Raw genomic sequence first — 19,280 nt, forward strand, 5'->3', positions numbered from 1 at the left:
TTTTACTATAAATCCCCCGCCGTGTGTTACCCTAAATCTTGACCCGTCATAACGATATAACTAAGCAAGAAAATATTCAGCGCCACAATCACAATTGTTGCGCACCAGGCGGTGATTTTCACTAAGCGGCTATTCGCAAACTCACCCATTTTTTGTTTGCTACTCGTAAACAAAACGAGTGGTACAACCGCAAACGGCAATTGCAAGCTAAGAATAACCTGACTCCAAAGCAGCAGCGAACCCGTTCCTTTTTCGCCTGCTAGAAGCGTCACGATAAACACAGGAATGACCGCAAGAAGCCTCGTAATCACACGCCGTAGCCACGGTTTCATACGAAGGTGAATAAAACCCTCCATGACGATTTGACCGCTTAAAGTACCCGTAATGGTCGAATTTTGCCCAGAAAGAAGAAGTGCCACAGCAAAAAGTGTACTCGCAATCCCCATACCAAGCGTCGGACCGAGCAGATTATACGCCCCCTCAATCTCCGTCACATTCAGCCCCGTACCGTGAAATGCCGCGGCGCCGAGAATCAAAATCATAGAATTAATAACAAAAGCTACGGTTAGGGAAAAAGTGGAGTCAATCTTCGCGAATTTGACCGCTTCCTTCTTCCCATCTCGTGTCCGGTCGTAGCGCCTCGTCTGCACAAGTGACGAGTGCAAATACAAATTGTGCGGCATCACTGTCGCCCCAAGTATGCCAAGCGCAATGAAAAGCATCGCAGGGTTTGTCGCAATTTCTTTTTGCGGAATATAGCCTTTCATAAGCTCCGCCACGTTCGGGTGCGAAACCACAACCTCAAACCCAAATATTAAAAGAATGGTCGTCATTAAAACAATGACGATGGATTCAATAATACGAAACCCTTTTTTCTGTAAAAGTAAAAGCAGCAAGACGTCGAGCGTCGTAATCGCCACCCCTAAAAGCAGCGGGATACCAAACAATAAATTCAGCGCAATGGCAGAGCCAATGACCTCCGCAATATCCGTTGCAATAATAGCAAGCTCCGTCAAAATCCACAGCACCACCGCCGTTTTTTTCCCAACAGCAGCCCGAGTTGCCTGCGCGAGATCCATTCCCGTCACAATTCCAAGCTTCGCCGACAAACTTTGCAAAAGCATCGCAATTAAGTTGGAAATTAAAACGACACTAAGCAACGTATAGCCAAATCTCGCGCCCCCAGCAATTGATGTCGCCCAGTTCCCCGGATCCACGTAACCAACCGCAACAAGCGATCCTGGCCCCATAAACGCCAACAATTTTTTCATAAAACCAGCATTTTTAGGGATCCGAACCGTGCTATGCACTTCTTCCAAACTAACATTGTGCGCGTCTTGAATCCACGCTCCCTTTTTCTTTTTTTTATTTATGATAAGCTCCTCTGACTCCATATGCCTGCCTTCTCTCTATTTCTAATAAATATATTTTGCATCAAGGAAACATTTTTGTCAATAGGAAAATATCGAGTTTTGTAAAAAAAGAGCCGCCCCCATAAAGATGAGTCGACTCTCACTATCACATTGATAGCAATCTTTTTTATCTAATTCCATTTCCACAAAAGAAGCATTTATCCAGTCAGATAAGCAACCACCAGTGCCCACCTATTTTCAAATAAATTCACTTCCCGCGCACCCTCCGCGTCTTCCTAAATTGCAGCGCCAAATCGAGAAGCGCAATAAGCCACAGCGAAACGAAGCTCGCTACAACAGGTAAGGTCGTCAATTGGTTGATTAAAAACGCGGCGATTAGAAGCAGCACTAGCATGGTGTCTTTCCAAAAAGAAAATTCGATTTCCGCTTTTTGATGAAACCCAAACACAATTTGTTTCGCAATAAAAAATACGGCGACCGCACCATAACTAAACAGCAGTAGAATGTTCTTTTCAAGATGCCCAGCAAAGAGCAAATGAATATTTGCGGCAAGAATCATGATGGAAACGATTATAAAATAATGCCCGTAAAGTAAAACTTGCCCGTTTGTTTCCTTTTCATTGTCTAAAGCATGTTCAAAACTGTGGAAGTAAGACACGAAAAGCGTGGCAATTAGACCGAAACTTAATATCGTATAAAGTAACATGTATAAATTTTCTGTATGCCCAACTAAAAGGCTGGTAATCGCAACGATACTTTCCCCAAAAGTAATAATGACAAACAATCCAAAGCGCTCCGCCAAGTGCGAGAAATCCACGGGTACTTTTTTTAGGCGACGTGTGAGCACAATCGGCATAATAATATCAAATGAAATCCCCACATACATGACAAAATAACGAATTGGGCTAGCAAAAAACATCGAACTTAGCGAAATGAGAATGCCTATTAGAAAAATCGTTCCGAGCAACTTCGAAACACGCCTAGCATCCGCCAAAAGCCTTTTGCTCACAATAAAATATTGTAAAACCGTAATCAGCCGAATCCCCGCATACCCAATGATAAACGTATAAAATGTATTGTTAAAGTTCAAATCAAAACTCGCCGTCATCAAAATGAGGAAGAACATCTGGCTCAACATAAACATCTCGGGTCTTTTCACTTGTTCCCCGTAGCGATTGAAAAACATCGTCTGACCAATCCATGCCCAAAACATCGGCGTCACCATCAGCAAATATTCGCCAAAATAAACAGCAACTTTCCCCGGATGCTCGTCAACTTCAAGCAATAAATGCGTCGTGCTCGACACCGCAGTTACGAAGACTAAATCGAAAAAGAGCTCAAGCCAGGAAACTTTTCGCTCTTTCTTCAAGTCTAAAACATTCATTTACGGTTCGCTTCCACTTCTTGGTACTCCTTCTTACGTGCAAACTCAGCTTTAGCAAACGGACAAAGCGGAATCACTTTTTTATTTTCCCGTCTTGCCTTTTCGACAGCGTGCGCCACTAATTGGCTAGCAATTCCTTGGCCACGCATCTTATCATCCACACCAGTATGATCAATGATAAACATCGTTTCACCTGCATCTGTAAATGTAATCTCGCCTACTTCTTCTCCGTTATCATCAAGTGCATAAATTCGGTTCTCACCATTTTTGAATTCCATCACACATCTCTCCCTACTTTTCATTTTCAGTCGTATGAACAATGTACTTCAGCGCCCCACTCGGGCACGTATCAATGACGCGAACAACCTCTTCTGGCGCAACATTATCTGGTAAAATCCATGGTTTCCGGTCCAAATTAAACAGCTCACCATTCCCGCGCACACAATTTCCCGAGTGTGCACAAATTGACGTATTGAAAAACACATCTACTTTTTCCCCGTCATACTTGCGGTAGCCCTTTTCGAGTAATTCTTGTTCATTCATCAAGCATTCCTCCTAATTAAAATATGGATTTGTCGCTTTTTCAAAACCTATCGTAGAAGACTCTCGGTGCCCCGGGTAAATAATCGTTTCATCAGGCAAAGTAAATAGCTCAGTTTGAATACTACTAAGAAGCATCTCCGTGTCACCCGTATAAAGGTCTGTCCGCCCAATGCTGCCTTTAAATAAAGCGTCACCAACTACGGCAAAATCACCGAAAATAAAACTCACACTCCCAATGGAATGCCCTGGCGTCGGTACGACTTTAAATTTGATACCAGAAAAATCATAATCTCGCATCTCCAGTTCAAATTCCGCGGGACGCGCTTTAATCAAAGCAAATCCGTAATCTCTTAACATAATCGAACCATTATGCTCCGGATTCCCAAGCCATTCCTCTTCAAGCGGACTCACGTAAACAGGAATCTCGTAGTGGTCACGAATCGCGTCTAACGCACCAATATGGTCATAATGCGTATGCGTCAGCAAAATCGCCACTGGCTTTGCACCTGTCCCTTCAATCATCTCAATGATTCGCTCCGGCTCACTTCCCGGATCAATGACCAGAAGCGACTTCCCGTCATGAACCACATACGTATTTTCTTCCACTGGCCCTGTCACAATATGCTCTACTTTTAGCATGCAAACACCCACACCTTCATTATAATTTCTAGCTTCATTATAACGCACGAATCCAAACAACGCGAGTCCTCGAGGTTGAAATTCATAGACCGCTATACTAAAATAAAACAAGAACCAAAAGAGGAGGAAATAAAATGGCAAATATGCTACATACATGCATCCGCGTCCAACACTTAGACAAATCCCTTGATTTTTACACGAACGCTTTTGCATTAAAAGAAACACGCCGCAAAGACTTTCCAGAACACGAATTCACGCTCGTATATCTCGCTTTCGAAGAGGGTGGATTCGAACTTGAACTCACTTATAATTATGATAAAAAGGAACCTTATAATATTGGCGACGGCTATGGCCACCTAGCTGTTGGTGTAGACGACTTGAAAGCCTCTCACCAAAAACACGTCCAAGCGGGCTACACCGTTACAGACTTAAAAGGTCTTCCAGGTAGCGATCCAACTTATTACTTCATCACCGACCCAGACGGCTACAAAACAGAAGTTATTCAAAATCGCTAAAAATAAAAGCCAAGCATGCGTTCACAACATGCTTGGCTTTTTTACTCATCAAAATAAACAATCATATACTTCCGTCCACGTTCCTGATCATACCCTTGCACAAAATCATCTTCGTTCAAGTTTTCCAAATCCTTAACCGTAAGCGTAATATTTCGCCCCAATTTAAGCGTTTTTCTCACTTTTTTAGAAAGCTTCTCCGCTTTTTCCTCGTCCACCTGAAATTCCTTCGGCAAACGAAAATTATTTTCCTGCTCAAAGTTCTCCACAATCGTCTTAAATTCCGCCTGTTGCACCGGACTCTCAATCGTTTTCTCCGTAAACGCATCAATATCAAGCATTTCTGACGACTGCATATACTCGCTCGTCGCCTTCACAAAACTCGCCTTCTCCATCAGCGACTCCTCTTTTTGCTTAATATAGTCCGTACAAATATTAACAAAGCTCTCTGTATAAAATTTTTCATCCGCAGTTTTTTCAATCGCTAAAAAGCGGTCCTTCCAATATATCGAGTCATTTTTTGAAAGCCGACTGAGCACCAGCACTTTGCCTCCATCTTCAAGTGCATCATTAAAAATAAAGCACCCTTTATCTAAATCAGTACCCGTCACCCCTGAATCATAACTAATCGTGAATTTTTCCCCATTAAAATCATTTTTAACATATACTTCTTTATTTTCCACTTTAAAGATCCCAATTGCATTCGTGAAATTCCCATCCACAACGCAGCCTTCCAATTCAAAAATCCACACATCACCACTTTTAATATTCGGATGTGTCGATTCACTATATAAATGCTTTAAAATTTGCTCTGTATCCTCTAAAAAATGCGTATTATCAGCAAAAATATTATTAGAATATGTATAAACCTCATTGAAATCCAAACTCGTTTCATGCGTAAAATGAAAAAAATCATCATTTTGAAAACCATCACAAAAAATCGAAACAAGCGTCCGGTTCAAATCTTCCGAAATATCCGTCAAACAATTTTTTGACACCTCATAGCCTTCCTCCTGCGCTTTATTCCCCACAAAATGAACTACGAGCTGCTTCACTTTCGCATATGTAAAATCCACCATCTAATTCGTCACTCCAATCTTTCCAACTATTAGCATACCTGACAATCCAAAAATTTGCTATACTAAACTAAAAAGGAGTTTTTCAAATGGCCACTCAAGCATTTATCAACAGCGTCTATTCCGTCATCCAGCGAATCCCAGAAGGCAAAGTAACCACATACGGCCAAATCGCCTATATGATTCACCATCCTAAAAACGCCCGCCTAGTCGGCAACGTCCTAAAACATACCGACCGCACACTTAACATGCCTTGTCATCGCGTTGTGAACTCATCCGGACGCACCGTTCCCGGCTGGCCCGAACAAACAACATTACTACATCAAGAAAACGTCCCCTTTAAAAAGAATGGTTGTGTCAATTTAAAACAATGTTTCTGGCAAGGCTAGAAGCGCTTATCCAGCTCAACTAACACACCCGAATCATTATTTGATTTCGCCTCAAAACGAGCTGCTTTTTTCACATAATCAGGCGCATTCTCCATCGCAAAACTAAATTCCGCGAGCCTAAGCATCTCTAAATCATTGCCACCATCTCCAAAAGTCATCACTTCGTCTTTAGAAATGCCCCATTTCTCCATCAAAATCTCAATCGCATGCCCTTTATGATAACCCGGCTGAATCAAATCAATACTACCATGCCCACTACTAACAGGCGTCGCCAAATGACTAATCGAACCACTTAACTCGTCCAGCAAGCGGTATGTTTCCTCCTCCTTGCAAGAAAGCGCAAATTTAAACACCACATCATCAATCTCCGAAAAGTCAGCCACTTTTATTAAAACCGGGCAATAAAATTTCACAAAATCACAAAATTCTTCCGACACCGTCTCCAGTACATACGCGCCTTTCTTCCCACAAATAATGGTCTCAAAATCCGTTTTCTCACGCAGAACTGCCGTAATCTCAGCAAAAGCACGCTTATCAAAAATGCCCGCAAAAATATCCTCGTCGCCTTTCCGCACATACGCCCCGTTATCCGAAACGAATGTAATCTCCTCTTTTATCTCTTCAAAAAATGTAGCTAATTGGACATACTGGTTGCCACTCGCAACAACAAATTCCGCTCCTACGCGCCTCATACGCCCATAAATATCCAAAAACCATTCCCTATCATAGTTCTTCTTATCATCCAAAAAAGTCCCATCCATATCTACTGCCACTAATTTAATCATTCCAACACACCTTTCCTCATCTCCACTATACCAAATGAAATGCATTTCATGTCAACTGTTTATAAAAAATATTCTTCAAGTGCATTATTAATAAATATTTGCAAATCGAATCCAAACTAGTATAATTAAAATTACTGCGACACAATCTAAAAAGTCTGTAGTATTACTTATATTTCAGGAGGAAAACTCATGTCAGAAACTATCTTAGAAACAAAGAATGGTAGATCCTCATTCTTCGACGGCGGGCTATTACAGTATATTGGTTGGAGTATACTAGGCGCTCTAGTCACAGTATGCACGATTGGAATTTGCTTCCCGTGGGCTCTATGCATGGTCTACGGCTGGAAAATAAATCACACAGTTGTGGAAGGGAAAAGACTACAATTCAACGGCTCAGCAGTTGGACTGTTCGGCAATTGGATAAAGTGGTTGCTCTTGACAATCATCACTTTTGGAATTTATAGTTTCTGGTTATTTATCAAACTAGAAGACTGGAAAGTAAAAAACACCACGTTCAAAAACTAGAATTCCAGCAGCAAACAAACGAAAAAAGCCGTGGACTTGGTCCACGGCTCTTTTCAGCGCAATCAAAAGGAGAAATTCACACAATCAAATAAAGGGGGTATTTGTTTGTGATATATTTCACTGTATAAATATATCACATTCTTTCAATTAATTCAACACTTCACAAACTTTTTATTTTAAATTCATTCCCATCTAATTATTACTATTAAAAAATAATACACACACAGGCAATTTCCAGGCGATGTAACACCTCTAGCGACTTGTTCTTAACAATACTCTTAACTGTTTTAATCTAACACGTAAAAACTATAACAAAAAGAAGCTTTCTCAAATAGCAAAGCTTCTTTTTATAAGTTTCTCGAGAAAATTTTTCACAAACCCAATATTTCACAAATTTATTTTGTTAATGATTCTAATTCATTTAGCTTTTCTTCAAAGACCTTGAGCGCATCTTCAACAGGTTTTGGTGTTGTCATATCCACACCAGCGCGTTTTAATACCTCAATTGGGAAATCTGAGCTCCCAGCCTTTAAAAATTGCACATAATCCTGAACAGCTTTCTCTCCTTCATTCAAAATTTTCGCGCTAAGTGCAGAAGCAGCAGAAAACCCAGTTGCATATTGGAAAACATAATAGTTCATATAGAAATGTGGAATTCTAGACCATTCATAACCAATTTCATCATCGTACTTCATGGCATCAGACCCATAATAATTCTTATTAATTCTAAAATAGTTTTCTGTTAAATATTCCGCTGTAAGAGCCTCGCCTTCTTGATCAGCTTGATGAATCAGATGCTCAAACTCAGCAAATTGCGTTTGCCGGAAAACCGTTCCTTTAAAACCATCTAAGTAATGATTTAACAAATAGGCTCTAACTTTTTTATCCTCATACTTCTTCAATAAATAATCTGTTAGTAGATTTTCATTTGTTGTCGAAGCAACTTCCGCTAAGAAAATAGAATAATCCCCATATACGTATGGCTGATTTTTCCGCGTATAATAACTATGCACACTATGCCCTAATTCATGCGCAAGTGTAAATACGTTGTCAATTGTATCTTGCCAATTCATCAATATATATGGGCTTGTACTATACGCACCTGACGAATATGCCCCGCTCCGTTTCCCTTTATTTTCAACAACGTCAATCCAGCGTTTATCAAAAGCTTCTTTTAGAATTTCTTGATACTCCGCGCCTAATGGAAGCAAGCCATTTAAGACAATATCCTTGGCATTCTCATACGTAAACTCAAGGTTCACATCATTTGATAGCGGTGTATACATATCATACATATGCAATTCATCTAAGCCTAAAAGTTCTTTGCGAAGAGCGACATAACGATGTAATAAAGGCAAATGTGCATTAACTGTTTCAACAAGTGAGTCATAGACCGATTCTGGAATGTGATTTGAAGACAAAGCCGCTTCTCTGGCCGATTTATATCCTCTTGTTTTCGCATAAAAATTAGATTTCTTCACTTGTCCACTAAGTGTCGTTGCAAGGGTATTCTTTAAGCCTTCATAAACCGAATACATACCCAAAAAGGCTTCTTGGCGAACGCGGCGGTTTCCACTTTCTAAAAGCTTACCATATTGACCATGCGTGATTTCAATTTTGTTTCCATCTTCACCCTCTATCGTTGGAAATTTCAAATCAGCATTATTTAATGTATTAAATGTTCTAGACGGGCTTCCCAGTACTTCACCAGCACTTGCTAAAATGGCTTCCTCTTTCTCCGACAAAATATAAGGACGACTTAAATTCAAATCATCTAGCAGATGTTTATAGAGTTTTAAGTCTTCATTTTCTTTCAAATAAGAAGCTAATACGTCCTCATCTATCGCTAAAATCTCCGGATCAAAATAGGATATCCCCGAGATAACTTGTGTAATTAAGCTTCCCGCACGGCTATTTAAACCTTGATATTTTGCATCCGCCGTATCTTGATCTAACTTCAAATGCGCATACACATACACATTTTCTAATTTATTTAATAAATCATCTCTAAATTGCAATGCACGAAGCAAATGTTTCGCGCTTTCGCCTAGCGTTCCTTTATAAGCAGCACTCTTCCCGCTTAACTGCTGCACCTCTTTAAAACCGTTTTCCCATGCCTCATCACTTTCAAAAATAGTCGTTAAGTCCCATGTTAAATGTTCAGGCACTTCGTTTCTTGCAGGAATTGTTTTGATTTTATTTTCCACCATAAATCCATAACCCCCAAAGTCATATTTCTTTTATTATGAGCCAAGAATTCATAAATTGCAAAAAATCACAACTCTTTATCTAAACAACTTTTCGATATAAATAATCTGCCGTTTTATGCGGAAACGTCCCGCAATATATTCCACCAAAACACCCTCACTCTCTAAGAAAAGCAAGTATTCCTCAAGTAGCAAATGACATTCATTAAGTGGCAGGAAAATCATTTTAATTCCAACAACATACTTTCTGAAATATTGTACGATATGCTCTTTACTAAAAGTATCACCCACTTCAAGTAGCTTAAAGAAATTTTCCCATAGCAAGAACTGCCATTCTAATGCTGGTGTGTGGGTCAGAAACTGCCGTGACAACTGAACACCAATTTCTGATGGTAGATTCAAAATGGCATAGCCTGATTGATACAGCTGCTTTGAAAACATACTCTTACTTTTATACTTTGCGTAGAAATAACTTAAATGCTCCCGTTCCATTTTACGGTTGCGTTTAATGTATAAACTTTTAAAACGAATTCTCGCTATTTTAGCTTGCATTTCTTCGAGTGAAATAGAAAGTGGTAACTTCATCGATGAAGCAAAAAAATATTTCCCCACATAATGATGAATATGATAAATTAACTCAAAACACTTTTCTTCTGGATGAAAACAAAATAAGTAGTAGCCTAAATCTTTATCTTTTAGCAAAAAAGCTAACTGAAAAGCTGAAAACAAATACTTGCCCCCGCGCATTGTTAATTCTTGTCCTAATATCCAGTAGGGCTTTAAACTAAGAGATAAGTAGTTTTCCGTTCGTTCAATCATTTCTTTAATTGGTATTGTTGAACATTGATACTCGAGCACAATATTTCCCTCAACAAATAAATCTGCTTGCCGCTTAATCTCCGAGAAATAATGTTCTAAATCCACTTGAAAAGCTTGGGCACTGAGCCAACCTAATAGTAGCTCTTTAGCCTTCAAATGCTTAGCTGATTCGCCCTCAGAAGCAGTCTTGCACTTGCCACCTTTTTTATGAGCAAAATGTGGTACTTTAATATCGCCATTTTTTAAAATAACTTCTTCTTGGCAGCAACAACATACGTAACGCATTTTATTCTTTTCTAATAAATCTCGATTGGTCTTTGTAACTGTAATGACTTTACCAGTTTCAGTTTGAGCAGTAAACATAGATGCACCTCTTTTATATTTTAAATTCGCCGTGTAATCTCAAAATCCTTCTTTAATCAAAAAAATTCTTGCATAAAAAAAGACCTATTCCACAATCAGCGGAAATAAGTCTTTCATCGTTTCTAATTAAAATGTTTCTTAATTTGTTCTAAAGCAGGCGTATCCAAGACTAGATTGCCATATTCTTCAAGAATATAACCTGTCAAGCTTGATTCCAAACCATACTCAAGTAAAATACTTACAACATTGTCAATGTTTTTTTCGTTAATTTCTACTTCAGGAAACTCAACATACAAATAATAGTTGTCCTTGTATGAAAATAATTTTGTCGTTACATGTTCAAGCCCAGTTGCTTGGCTCATTGTAATCAAATCTTCAAAATCATTAAATTCTAAAATAAACTCTAACGTATCTTCAGTATTTGAATTATCCTTTTTAACTGGATTAAAATTTTCCTCCAGCATTTTTTCAATTCGTTCTTCCGCCAATTCATCGCCCTGTGTTACACTGAGGTTTAAATTTCCCTCACCTTTACCAGAAATACTTGCTTTTGTAACAAATACTTCTAAGCCATGTTTTAGCGCTTGTACTTGAATCCAGAGCGGACCTTCCGGAGAGAACTCTTCTTCATATTTCAGCTCGTCCATCATTTCCCAGAAAAGTTCTTCACTTTTCTCACGGTCATACCAGACATCTTCCTGATTAAAACCACGCTCTTCTAAATCAAGATAAGAAATATAAAACTTGATTGTATCTTCGTTAATTCGTTCAATTTCCATCGTCACACTCTCCCTTCCAAATTAGTCATTGACAATGAAGGGTACTACTTTACTTATATTTTAGCTCAAAACTGCATTTTATACCACCATTATTTACTGGTAGTCTTATAATATTAGCCGAAAATCCAAAAATAAGCAAGAAAAAAAGTTGCTGAACAAAAATTCATTCAACAACCCTAATATAATCAGTTTAGTTAACCATTTTTTGTGCTTCTCGAAGTTGATAAGTTCTTACTTTTCTTGGTAAAAAACGACGAATTTCATCTTCATTGTAACCAACTTGTAAACGCTTCTCATCAATAATAATCGGGCGTCTAAGCAAACCCGGATTCTTTTGAATTAACTCAAACAACTCTTGTAGAGGTAAACTGTCCAAGTCAACGTTTAGTTTCTGGAATGTTTTAGAACGTGTTGAAATAATTTCATCTGTTCCATCTTCCGTCATACGGAGGATTTCTTTTATTTCATCTAAACTCAGTGGTTCAGAAAAAATATTTCTTTCTTTATAAGGGATTTCATGTTCTTCTAACCATGCACGTGCTTTACGGCAAGATGTGCAACTAGGTGAAGTGTATAACGTTACCATTAGACATTCACACTCCTTAATCGGTTTTAATTTTGTTTCATTCACAAACGAATCGCTAATTCATTTCTCTATTTTGAAAATAGCAATATAAGAACTTACATTTCCATTATACACTAAACTTGTGAAATTCTATATACTATTTTCGAAAAAATTATAACAAATATGTAGAAATGTTTTTTAGTAAGTCGCTCTTAGTATGTACCCTTACTATACTTGGTTTAAACTAGAATCACATGAAAATTTCCTCAGATTTATTAAAATTCAATGAGAATTCACTATCAATATTTCTCATTAAACAAAAGAATTCTAGCAAAATGCTAGAACTCTTTTACTTATTTATACACTAGCTATCAAGCTAGCATGCTTCTCTTTATAAGACTCAAGTTCCGCTTCCGAACAATAAACAAAATGTCCCTCAGCAACTTCACGCATTTTCAATTCTTCACCGTCTTTATAATTATGCATCGTTGGATCATATGCTTTACGCACACGAGTACGTTCATAATTCGGGTCTGGAAGTGGAATAGCAGATAAAAGCGACTCCGTATAAGGATGTAGCGGTGCACGGTACAAATCATTAGCTGGAGCTAACTCAACTAATTTCCCAAAATACATGACACCAATACGATCACTAATATATTTTACCATTGAAAGGTCATGTGCAATAAAGAGATACGTTAGTCCCTTATCTTTTTGCAATTCCTTCAAAAGATTGACTACTTGAGCTTGAATAGAAACATCAAGTGCTGAAATCGGTTCATCTGCAATGATAAATTCTGGTTGAACAGCAAGTGCTCGAGCAATTCCAATACGTTGTCTTTGTCCACCTGAGAACTCATGTGGATAACGGCCAGCATGTTCTTTGCTCAAACCAACTGTTTCAAGCAACTTATAAACTTGTTCATCAGCGTCAGCTGGAGAACTTGCAAGATCATGAATATTAATTCCCTCTGCAATAATATCACGCACTTTCATACGCGGATTTAAAGACGCATAAGGATCTTGGAAAATCATTTGCATTTTACGACGAAATTCATGCATCTCTTTACGAGATTTTTTTGCATGAACATTTTTACCGTTGTATAAAACTTCGCCACCTGTTGCGTCATACAAACGAATAATGGTACGACCAGTCGTTGATTTCCCACAGCCTGATTCACCTACAAGGCCCAGTGTTTCACCTTTATAAATATCAAAAGAAATATCGTCCACAGCACGAACTTCATTCGCTTTGCCTTCATTGAAGTATTGTTTTAAATTGTGGATTTCAAGTAATTTTTCGCGTTCACTCACCTTGTTCGACCCCCTTCGCATGAACAGCTTGCATACCAGGATGTTCCTTCGCAAATTGTTCTTGACGTCTTAATACAGCATCTGGAGGCGTTACTTCAGGCGCATCCGGATGAAGTAACCAAGTCGCCGCATAATGCGTATCGGATACTTTAAACATCGGCGGTTGCTCTTCCAAATCTATCGCCATCGCATATTGGTTACGCGCAGCGAACGCATCACCTTTTGGCGGTTTTAATAAATCAGGAGGAGTTCCCGGAATAACATATAATTCCTCATCATCTGTATCAAGCGTTGGCATTGAACTAATCAAGCCCCATGTATACGGGTGTTGCGGGTTATAGAAAATTTCATCTACCGTCCCAATTTCAACAATTTTCCCTGCATACATAACAGCAACTCTATCCGCCACATTCGCTACTACACCAAGGTCATGCGTAATGAAAATGATAGATGTATCAATTTTTTGTTGAAGATCTTTCATTAGGTCTAAAATTTGAGCTTGGATTGTTACGTCTAGTGCTGTCGTAGGCTCATCCGCGATTAAAATCTGCGGGTTACACGCGAGTGAAATGGCAATAACAACACGTTGGCGCATCCCTCCGGAAAATTGGTGCGGATACTGCTTAACGCGTTCCTCAGCGTTTGGAATTCCTACCAGTTGAAGTAAGCGAAGTGCCGTTTTACGCGCTTCTGTCTTACTAATTTTCTGATGCTTAATAAGCGGTTCCGCAATTTGCTTCCAAATCGGCATTGTTGGATTAAGCGACGTCATCGGATCTTGGAAAATCATCGAGATATCTTTACCACGAATCTTTTGCATTTGCTTTTCAGACGCTGTCGCCAAGTCCTTCCCATCAAATAAAATTTGACCGGATTTTATGCTAGAGTTACTTTCAGGAAGCAACCTCATAACTGCTTTTGTCGTAACTGATTTCCCAGAACCTGATTCTCCCACAATAGCAAGAGTTTCACCTTTATGAAGATCAAAATTCACTCCACGAATGGCTTGGACTTCGCCGGCATAAGTGTGGAAGGAAATGTGTAAATCTTTAACTTCTAATAGTTTTTCCATTTTTCCTCACCTCTCCTTTAGTCCCGCATTTTCGGATCGAACGCATCGCGAAGTCCGTCAGCTACTAAGTTAAATGCAATCATAATAATACATAATACAATCGATGGATATAAAACCATATACGGCAATACTTGAAGGGTTTTATACCCGTCATTAATTAATGTTCCAAGTGAAGCTGTCGGCGCAGGTAAACCTAAACCGATAAAACTTAAGAAAGCTTCAAAGAATATCGCACTTGGAATACTAAACATAACGTTAATGATAACAACACCTGCTACGTTAGGTAAAAGATGCTTGCTTAGAATCTTAGGAACAGATTCACCTAGAGTTAAGGATGCCAGAACAAATTCTTGGTCTTTCAGTTTTAAAACTTGTCCCCTAACAACCCTGGCCATCGTTATCCAACTCGTCATCGCAATGGCGATAATTATTGAAACCATACCAGCTTTCAGTACTAAAATCATCAAAATAACAACCACTAAATTAGGAATAGCGGAGAGTACTTCCAGTATTCTTTGCATGATACTATCAACTCTGCCACCTTTATACCCGGAAATAAGTCCGTATGCAACGCCGACAACCAAGTCACATAGTGCCGCAACAACAGCAATAATAAGTGAAACTCGTGTCCCAGCCCAAATACGAGCAAATTGGTCACGACCTAATGTATCACTTCCTAACCAATAGTATGTGCCTTCTTCAACATTTTTTTGTTGATAAACATCTACTTCTGTACCACCAATATTCTGTTTACCATTCCAAAAAGGCATATTCTCAAAACCAGGTACTTTCGGAGGTAAACTTGCATATTGATTATTTTGGTAGTTAACACTATTTTTAGGACCTAGATTTGGTGACATATATTGCCCAAAAATAGCCATCAAAACGATAACCCCTAATACTATGATTGAAACTAAAGCAGCTTTATTTTTCCGTACGCGTATCCATGAGTCTTGAAGGAAAGTCAAACTTGGGCGTGAAATTTTTTCTGCTTCAGCATCTTTAATTTGCACTGGCTGGAACATTTCTTTTGCAATTTTTTCTGCCATTATTTTTTCCCTCCAGACACACGAATTCGAGGATCAATTAGTCCATATAAAATATCTACAATAAGAATGACTAGTATTAACATCACAGCAAATAGTAAAGTAGTTCCCATAATTACCGGATAATCATTCGTTTGTATAGACATTACAAATTGGCTACCAATCCCAGGAATCCCATAAATATTTTCAATTACAAGTGAACCTGTCATCAGCGCAACAGACAATGGTCCTATAACAGTAATAAGCGGAATAAGTGCATTTCGAATAGCATGTTTCACTGCTATTTCAGGTCGACTGTTCCCTTTTGCTTTGGCAAGCAAAATATAGTCAGATGCAAATACATCAATTAATTCAGTTCTCATGAAACGTGCTGCTGTTGCAAGTGGAAACATTGCAAGCGCAAATGCTGGTAAAATAGATTCTGCAAAAGTCCCCCACCCAGCTACAGGCAACCATTGTAATTTTGCTCCAATCCAGTATTGCAGGACTGTAGCGAAGACGAAAGAAGGAATCGATTTTCCTAGTATCGCAATGAAGGTACTGGTATAGTCAGGCCACCTATTCTGATACATGGCGGCGATAACTCCTAAAATAATACCAAAGAAAAGACCAAAAACCATTGCTTCTAGTGCGAGTGTGATGGATGGACCAATAAGCGCGCCTAGAATTTCAGATACAGGACGATTGTCAAGTTGGAAAGATACCCCTAAATCCCCTTTTACTAAACCTGTCATATAATTAAAATATTGAACAGGCACCGGATCATTTAAACCGTATTTCTCATTCATAATATGAATTTGCTCATCAGATAGTTTTTCCTGATTACGATACGGTGTACCCGGCAAAAGCTTCATTAGGAAGAATGTAACCGAAGCAATAATGAAGAGTGTTATTAACATGTAGAAAACGCGTTTTAACGTATATTTTGCCATCTATCTCTACACCTCCCAAATTTATTTTTATGTGTTAAAGGTTTTCAAAAATTCGCCATATGCTTAGAGCCTTTATTTTATTTCATTACATATGTTAATCAAGTAATTTTCTCAAAACCTACTTTTTCCAAATTTAAATATGACGTTAAAGCGTTTTGTTGCATCTCGCAAAACATCAGCAAAATGAGAGAGTATATCGAAATATACTCTCTCTCAAGTCAAGCATTTCTTAAAAACTTATTTAGTCAAATACGTATTTTTGTACGTATAGTCAGGACCAAATGGATTTTTTTGTAAATCCTTAATATAAGATTGTTGCAAGTATGCATTTGAACGGTGGTAAAGTGGCGAAATCGCTACATCATCTGTAAGCAAGATTTGCTCTGCTTTAACCATTTCATCCCAACGTTTTTGTGGTTCAGCCGCATAAGTCACAGCTGCATCTTCTAAGATTTTATCATAATCAGGATTAGAGTAGCTCATTCTGTTTTGAGCGCCACCTGTTTGGAATAAATCTAAGAAAGTAGATGGATCTTGATAGTCAGGACCCCAACCACTCATAGAAACATCATAATCTTGGTTTTGGTCGTTTTGCAAGCGAATCTTGAATGGTACATTTTTAAGGTTCACTTTCAAACCATCAAGGTTAGTTTCTAATTGGTTTTGAATAAATTCAGAAGATTTTTTAGCATTTTCAGTATCATCACTTGTAAATTCTAAAGTAAGGTTACTTACTCCTAGCTCTTTCAAACCTTGTTTCCAAGCTTTTTGAGCTTCTTCTTTATTGTATTCTAAGTGTGCGCCAGATTCTTTCACATAGTCTTCTTTGTTACCTGGATCAAATGTGAAATCTGGTGGCACTAAGTTGTTAGCTGGTTTAGAACCATTTTGAAGTACAGTATTTACATACGCTTCTTTATCAATTGCAAGTGCAATTGCTTTACGAATGTTTTTATTTGCAAGTGGAGTTTTCTTCCCTTTGCGTTCTTGGTTAAATTTAATGTAGAAAGTTGAAGAATCATTAACTACAGTGTAGTCTTTATTATCTTTATTTTGGGCAGAATATTCAGCACTTAGAAGCGCGCGGTCAATTTTACCAGTGTTATAAAGATTTAAGTTAGTTCCTGCGTCTTGAACAACTTGAACATTGATTTGTTTCAATTTCACAGCGTCTCTATCCCAGTAGTTATCGTTTTTAACGTAAGTCCATTTTTTATTCGTTCCTGTCCAATCTTTCAATACGAAAGGACCGTTATATAAAATATTATCACTGTTTTGAGCATATTTTTCGCCTTTTTCCGTTACAAACTTCTCATTTAATGGGAAGAATGTTGGGAATGCGAATAATGAATTAATGTAAGCAGCTGGTTTAGATAATGTAATTTCAAGAGTTTTATCATCTACTGCTTTAATCCCTAATTCTTCAGGTTTCATCTTACCTGCTACAATTTCTTCACCATTTTTGATAGCGGAGAATAAGTAAGAATACGTTGCAGCTGTGTCTGGGTTAACCGCACGTTGCCAAGCAAAGACATAATCTTTGGCTGTAACAGGGTCACCGTTAGACCATTTTGCATCGTCACGTAATTTGAAGGTATAGACTGTTTTGTCATCACTAACTTTTGGTTCTTCAGCGGCTCCAGCAATTGCAGGAATACCATCTTTGTCAAGCGCATATAGACCTTCATTTGTTTGGTTAAGTACATTTAAACCAACTTGGTCATCTGCTTTTGAACTATCAGCAGAAGGAATTAATGCTGATTCTGACAAGTTAAGAACTTGTTCCCCTGATGCTTTACCATCACCTGAGCCTTTTTTATCGTCGGACGAAGAATCATTTCCTCCTCCACATGCTACTAAGACTAAGCTCAGTACAAGTGTCAATCCAAGAGCTAAAAATAATTTAGATTTTTTCACTAAATATACCTCCCTTTTTTATTTTTCTGAAAAATTGTTTCACTTGTTATTATACCTCAGTTTTTTAAGCTTTGTAAATTGATTTAACCAAATATTTCAAATCAAGGCTAAAAGTGATAAATTTCAAAAAAATTCTCACAATGGCTAAAGAATATGAAAAGTCTGACAAATAATACATACGTTTAGTACATTGATTTGAAAGACGAAACACCATTGATTAAGTTTTCAGAAAATAAATCTAGTTTAGTCAAACTACTTTTGCCTTGAATTCGGAATTTGTCTATCAAAAAACAAGCAAAACTAAAATACTAACAAAAAGTGATGTTAATCCCGAATAATTTTAGGATTATATTTATTTATATACTTTTTTTTTGCTCTTGTCTATATAAAAAGACTAAAAAATAAATTTAATTTATGAATCATTAATAAAAAGGTTGATATAATGGGATTTTTCAAAATAAAAAATTGTAACATTTCATTACATCATCAGAAAGCCAGTCACTCACTCATTTATTACTAAATATCTACAATTGTCCGAATAATCTGTCGTCATATTTGCTAAACAATTAAAATTCGTCTACCTTCTTTTTTTATGCTAAAGTAATACAAGAATCAAAAACGCGAGGTGACATGCATTTGTTAAAACGATTAATCATCTATACGGTTATTCAAGAAGTTCTTATTCTAATTATAATGCTTTTTCAGCAACATTTTACGCTCCTGCAGTATATTGACCTTTCCTTTTATGTTGGTTTTAGCGTCTTCATAATAGGTCTTATCGTTTATATTATGCGCTCTGGCTTTCTTGACCGCGTACACGACGGTTTTCGTAAAGTGTCCCGGAAATTTAAAGGCGAAGAAGATAACGAGTTTTCGGATATGATGCTCTCGGAACTTGTCGGGATTCCGTATCTCGATATTTTGATTAGTTCTCTCATTGTGCTTGCTTCAAGTTTTCTTGTTATGCTGTTTTATTATATGTAAGAGTTTGACAGCTTATTCCATTTCTTGGTAAAATGTCATTACTATAACTGATGCGT

Annotated in this window: 20 protein-coding genes and 1 other annotated feature (1 of these 21 running past the window's edge); of the genes, 4 read left to right on the forward strand and 16 right to left on the reverse strand. The window is 37.9% G+C overall.

Annotation, left to right across the window (positions count from 1 at the left end; translation table 11 throughout):
• Nucleotides 1–26: 26 nt before the first annotated feature.
• From CFS04_RS03860 to CFS04_RS03880, 5 genes are all read right to left on the reverse strand, one after another.
• Entirely contained in the window at nucleotides 27–1,394 is a 1,368-nt protein-coding gene (locus tag CFS04_RS03860) for an Nramp family divalent metal transporter (protein WP_088809297.1), read from the reverse strand.
• A 226-nt stretch (nucleotides 1,395–1,620) separates the two neighbouring features.
• Nucleotides 1,621–2,757, reverse strand: coding sequence for a low temperature requirement protein A (locus CFS04_RS03865; protein ID WP_088809298.1), 1,137 nt, complete (start codon nucleotides 2,755–2,757; stop codon nucleotides 1,621–1,623).
• Entirely contained in the window at nucleotides 2,754–3,059 is a 306-nt protein-coding gene (locus CFS04_RS03870; protein WP_369821460.1) for a GNAT family N-acetyltransferase, read from the reverse strand. The genes CFS04_RS03865 and CFS04_RS03870 overlap by 4 nt, the downstream gene beginning before the upstream one ends.
• Entirely contained in the window at nucleotides 3,049–3,300 is a 252-nt protein-coding gene (locus tag CFS04_RS03875; RefSeq protein WP_088809300.1) for a (4Fe-4S)-binding protein, read from the reverse strand. Before CFS04_RS03875 ends, CFS04_RS03870 begins: the two co-directional genes overlap by 11 nt.
• A gap of 12 nt (nucleotides 3,301–3,312) precedes the next feature.
• Complete coding sequence (locus CFS04_RS03880; protein ID WP_088809455.1) at nucleotides 3,313–3,939, reverse strand: MBL fold metallo-hydrolase; 627 nt, start codon at nucleotides 3,937–3,939, stop codon at nucleotides 3,313–3,315.
• Between the two features lie 134 nt (nucleotides 3,940–4,073).
• On the opposite strand from CFS04_RS03880, the gene CFS04_RS03885 reads away from it, so the two are divergent.
• On the forward strand, nucleotides 4,074–4,454 hold the full coding sequence (locus CFS04_RS03885) for a VOC family protein (protein WP_088809301.1): 381 nt from the start codon (nucleotides 4,074–4,076) through the stop codon (nucleotides 4,452–4,454).
• A 41-nt stretch (nucleotides 4,455–4,495) separates the two neighbouring features.
• On the opposite strand, the gene CFS04_RS03890 is transcribed toward CFS04_RS03885, so the two are convergent.
• Nucleotides 4,496–5,530: a nucleoid-associated protein gene (locus tag CFS04_RS03890; protein ID WP_088809302.1), complete on the reverse strand. Its 1,035-nt coding sequence runs from the start codon at nucleotides 5,528–5,530 to the stop codon at nucleotides 4,496–4,498.
• Nucleotides 5,531–5,616: 86 nt separating this feature from the next.
• On the opposite strand from CFS04_RS03890, the gene CFS04_RS03895 reads away from it, so the two are divergent.
• Entirely contained in the window at nucleotides 5,617–5,916 is a 300-nt protein-coding gene (locus tag CFS04_RS03895) for an MGMT family protein (RefSeq protein WP_088809303.1), read from the forward strand.
• Here the strand turns inward: CFS04_RS03895 and CFS04_RS03900 are convergent.
• Nucleotides 5,913–6,701 (reverse strand): Cof-type HAD-IIB family hydrolase, encoded by a 789-nt coding sequence (locus CFS04_RS03900; RefSeq protein WP_088809304.1) that lies wholly within the window; start codon nucleotides 6,699–6,701, stop codon nucleotides 5,913–5,915. The two genes, CFS04_RS03895 and CFS04_RS03900, sit on opposite strands and share 4 nt — an antisense overlap.
• Nucleotides 6,702–6,890: 189 nt before the next feature.
• On the opposite strand from CFS04_RS03900, the gene CFS04_RS03905 reads away from it, so the two are divergent.
• Complete coding sequence (locus tag CFS04_RS03905; protein WP_088809305.1) at nucleotides 6,891–7,226, forward strand: DUF898 family protein; 336 nt, start codon at nucleotides 6,891–6,893, stop codon at nucleotides 7,224–7,226.
• Between the two features lie 395 nt (nucleotides 7,227–7,621).
• Here the strand turns inward: CFS04_RS03905 and pepF are convergent, their stop codons facing one another.
• The 9 genes from pepF to CFS04_RS03950 form a co-directional block, all read right to left on the reverse strand.
• Nucleotides 7,622–9,436, reverse strand: coding sequence for an oligoendopeptidase F (gene pepF, locus CFS04_RS03910; RefSeq protein ID WP_088809306.1), 1,815 nt, complete (start codon nucleotides 9,434–9,436; stop codon nucleotides 7,622–7,624).
• 75 nt (nucleotides 9,437–9,511) lie between these two features.
• Nucleotides 9,512–10,615 (reverse strand): competence protein CoiA family protein, encoded by a 1,104-nt coding sequence (locus tag CFS04_RS03915; RefSeq protein ID WP_088809307.1) that lies wholly within the window; start codon nucleotides 10,613–10,615, stop codon nucleotides 9,512–9,514.
• A gap of 122 nt (nucleotides 10,616–10,737) precedes the next feature.
• Entirely contained in the window at nucleotides 10,738–11,394 is a 657-nt protein-coding gene (mecA, locus tag CFS04_RS03920) for an adaptor protein MecA (RefSeq protein WP_088809308.1), read from the reverse strand.
• 190 nt (nucleotides 11,395–11,584) lie between these two features.
• A complete protein-coding gene (gene spxA / locus CFS04_RS03925; protein WP_007474633.1) occupies nucleotides 11,585–11,980 on the reverse strand; it encodes a transcriptional regulator SpxA in 396 nt (131 codons plus the stop codon).
• 336 nt (nucleotides 11,981–12,316) lie between these two features.
• Nucleotides 12,317–13,273 (reverse strand): ABC transporter ATP-binding protein, encoded by a 957-nt coding sequence (locus CFS04_RS03930; protein ID WP_240310315.1) that lies wholly within the window; start codon nucleotides 13,271–13,273, stop codon nucleotides 12,317–12,319.
• Nucleotides 13,266–14,345: an ABC transporter ATP-binding protein gene (locus tag CFS04_RS03935; protein ID WP_088809310.1), complete on the reverse strand. Its 1,080-nt coding sequence runs from the start codon at nucleotides 14,343–14,345 to the stop codon at nucleotides 13,266–13,268. Before CFS04_RS03935 ends, CFS04_RS03930 begins: the two co-directional genes overlap by 8 nt.
• 17 nt (nucleotides 14,346–14,362) lie before the next feature.
• Complete coding sequence (opp3C, locus tag CFS04_RS03940; RefSeq protein WP_088809311.1) at nucleotides 14,363–15,394, reverse strand: oligopeptide ABC transporter permease; 1,032 nt, start codon at nucleotides 15,392–15,394, stop codon at nucleotides 14,363–14,365.
• Complete coding sequence (gene opp3b, locus CFS04_RS03945) at nucleotides 15,394–16,323, reverse strand: oligopeptide ABC transporter permease (protein WP_088809312.1); 930 nt, start codon at nucleotides 16,321–16,323, stop codon at nucleotides 15,394–15,396. The genes opp3C and opp3b overlap by 1 nt, the downstream gene beginning before the upstream one ends.
• 237 nt (nucleotides 16,324–16,560) lie before the next feature.
• Entirely contained in the window at nucleotides 16,561–18,240 is a 1,680-nt protein-coding gene (locus CFS04_RS03950; RefSeq protein WP_088809313.1) for a peptide ABC transporter substrate-binding protein, read from the reverse strand.
• A gap of 636 nt (nucleotides 18,241–18,876) precedes the next feature.
• Between CFS04_RS03950 and CFS04_RS03955 the strand changes: the two genes are divergently transcribed.
• Nucleotides 18,877–19,224, forward strand: a complete 348-nt coding sequence (locus CFS04_RS03955) for a DUF3899 domain-containing protein (protein ID WP_088809314.1) — start codon at nucleotides 18,877–18,879, stop codon at nucleotides 19,222–19,224.
• 46 nt (nucleotides 19,225–19,270) lie between these two features.
• Nucleotides 19,271–19,280, forward strand: a binding site (T-box leader) (it continues 201 nt past the right edge of the window).

Source organism: Listeria sp. ILCC796 (assembly GCF_900186175.1).
GTDB lineage: Bacteria > Bacillota > Bacilli > Lactobacillales > Listeriaceae > Listeria > Listeria goaensis.

Bases quoted from the DNA above. Each gene is read 5' to 3' on its own strand.
- spxA (WP_007474633.1), bottom strand. From the start codon at position 11,980: ATGGTAACGTTATACACTTCACCTAGTTGCACATCTTGCCGTAAAGCA.
- pepF (WP_088809306.1), bottom strand. From the start codon at position 9,436: ATGGTGGAAAATAAAATCAAAACAATTCCTGCAAGAAACGAAGTGCCT.
- CFS04_RS03880 (WP_088809455.1), bottom strand. From the start codon at position 3,939: ATGCTAAAAGTAGAGCATATTGTGACAGGGCCAGTGGAAGAAAATACG.
- CFS04_RS03935 (WP_088809310.1), bottom strand. From the start codon at position 14,345: ATGGAAAAACTATTAGAAGTTAAAGATTTACACATTTCCTTCCACACT.
- CFS04_RS03860 (WP_088809297.1), bottom strand. From the start codon at position 1,394: ATGGAGTCAGAGGAGCTTATCATAAATAAAAAAAAGAAAAAGGGAGCG.
- CFS04_RS03905 (WP_088809305.1), top strand. From the start codon at position 6,891: ATGTCAGAAACTATCTTAGAAACAAAGAATGGTAGATCCTCATTCTTC.
- opp3C (WP_088809311.1), bottom strand. From the start codon at position 15,394: ATGGCAGAAAAAATTGCAAAAGAAATGTTCCAGCCAGTGCAAATTAAA.
- CFS04_RS03885 (WP_088809301.1), top strand. From the start codon at position 4,074: ATGGCAAATATGCTACATACATGCATCCGCGTCCAACACTTAGACAAA.
- CFS04_RS03875 (WP_088809300.1), bottom strand. From the start codon at position 3,300: ATGAATGAACAAGAATTACTCGAAAAGGGCTACCGCAAGTATGACGGG.
- opp3b (WP_088809312.1), bottom strand. From the start codon at position 16,323: ATGGCAAAATATACGTTAAAACGCGTTTTCTACATGTTAATAACACTC.
- CFS04_RS03870 (WP_369821460.1), bottom strand. From the start codon at position 3,059: ATGAAAAGTAGGGAGAGATGTGTGATGGAATTCAAAAATGGTGAGAAC.
- CFS04_RS03865 (WP_088809298.1), bottom strand. From the start codon at position 2,757: ATGAATGTTTTAGACTTGAAGAAAGAGCGAAAAGTTTCCTGGCTTGAG.
- CFS04_RS03890 (WP_088809302.1), bottom strand. From the start codon at position 5,530: ATGGTGGATTTTACATATGCGAAAGTGAAGCAGCTCGTAGTTCATTTT.
- CFS04_RS03915 (WP_088809307.1), bottom strand. From the start codon at position 10,615: ATGTTTACTGCTCAAACTGAAACTGGTAAAGTCATTACAGTTACAAAG.
- mecA (WP_088809308.1), bottom strand. From the start codon at position 11,394: ATGGAAATTGAACGAATTAACGAAGATACAATCAAGTTTTATATTTCT.
- CFS04_RS03895 (WP_088809303.1), top strand. From the start codon at position 5,617: ATGGCCACTCAAGCATTTATCAACAGCGTCTATTCCGTCATCCAGCGA.
- CFS04_RS03900 (WP_088809304.1), bottom strand. From the start codon at position 6,701: ATGATTAAATTAGTGGCAGTAGATATGGATGGGACTTTTTTGGATGAT.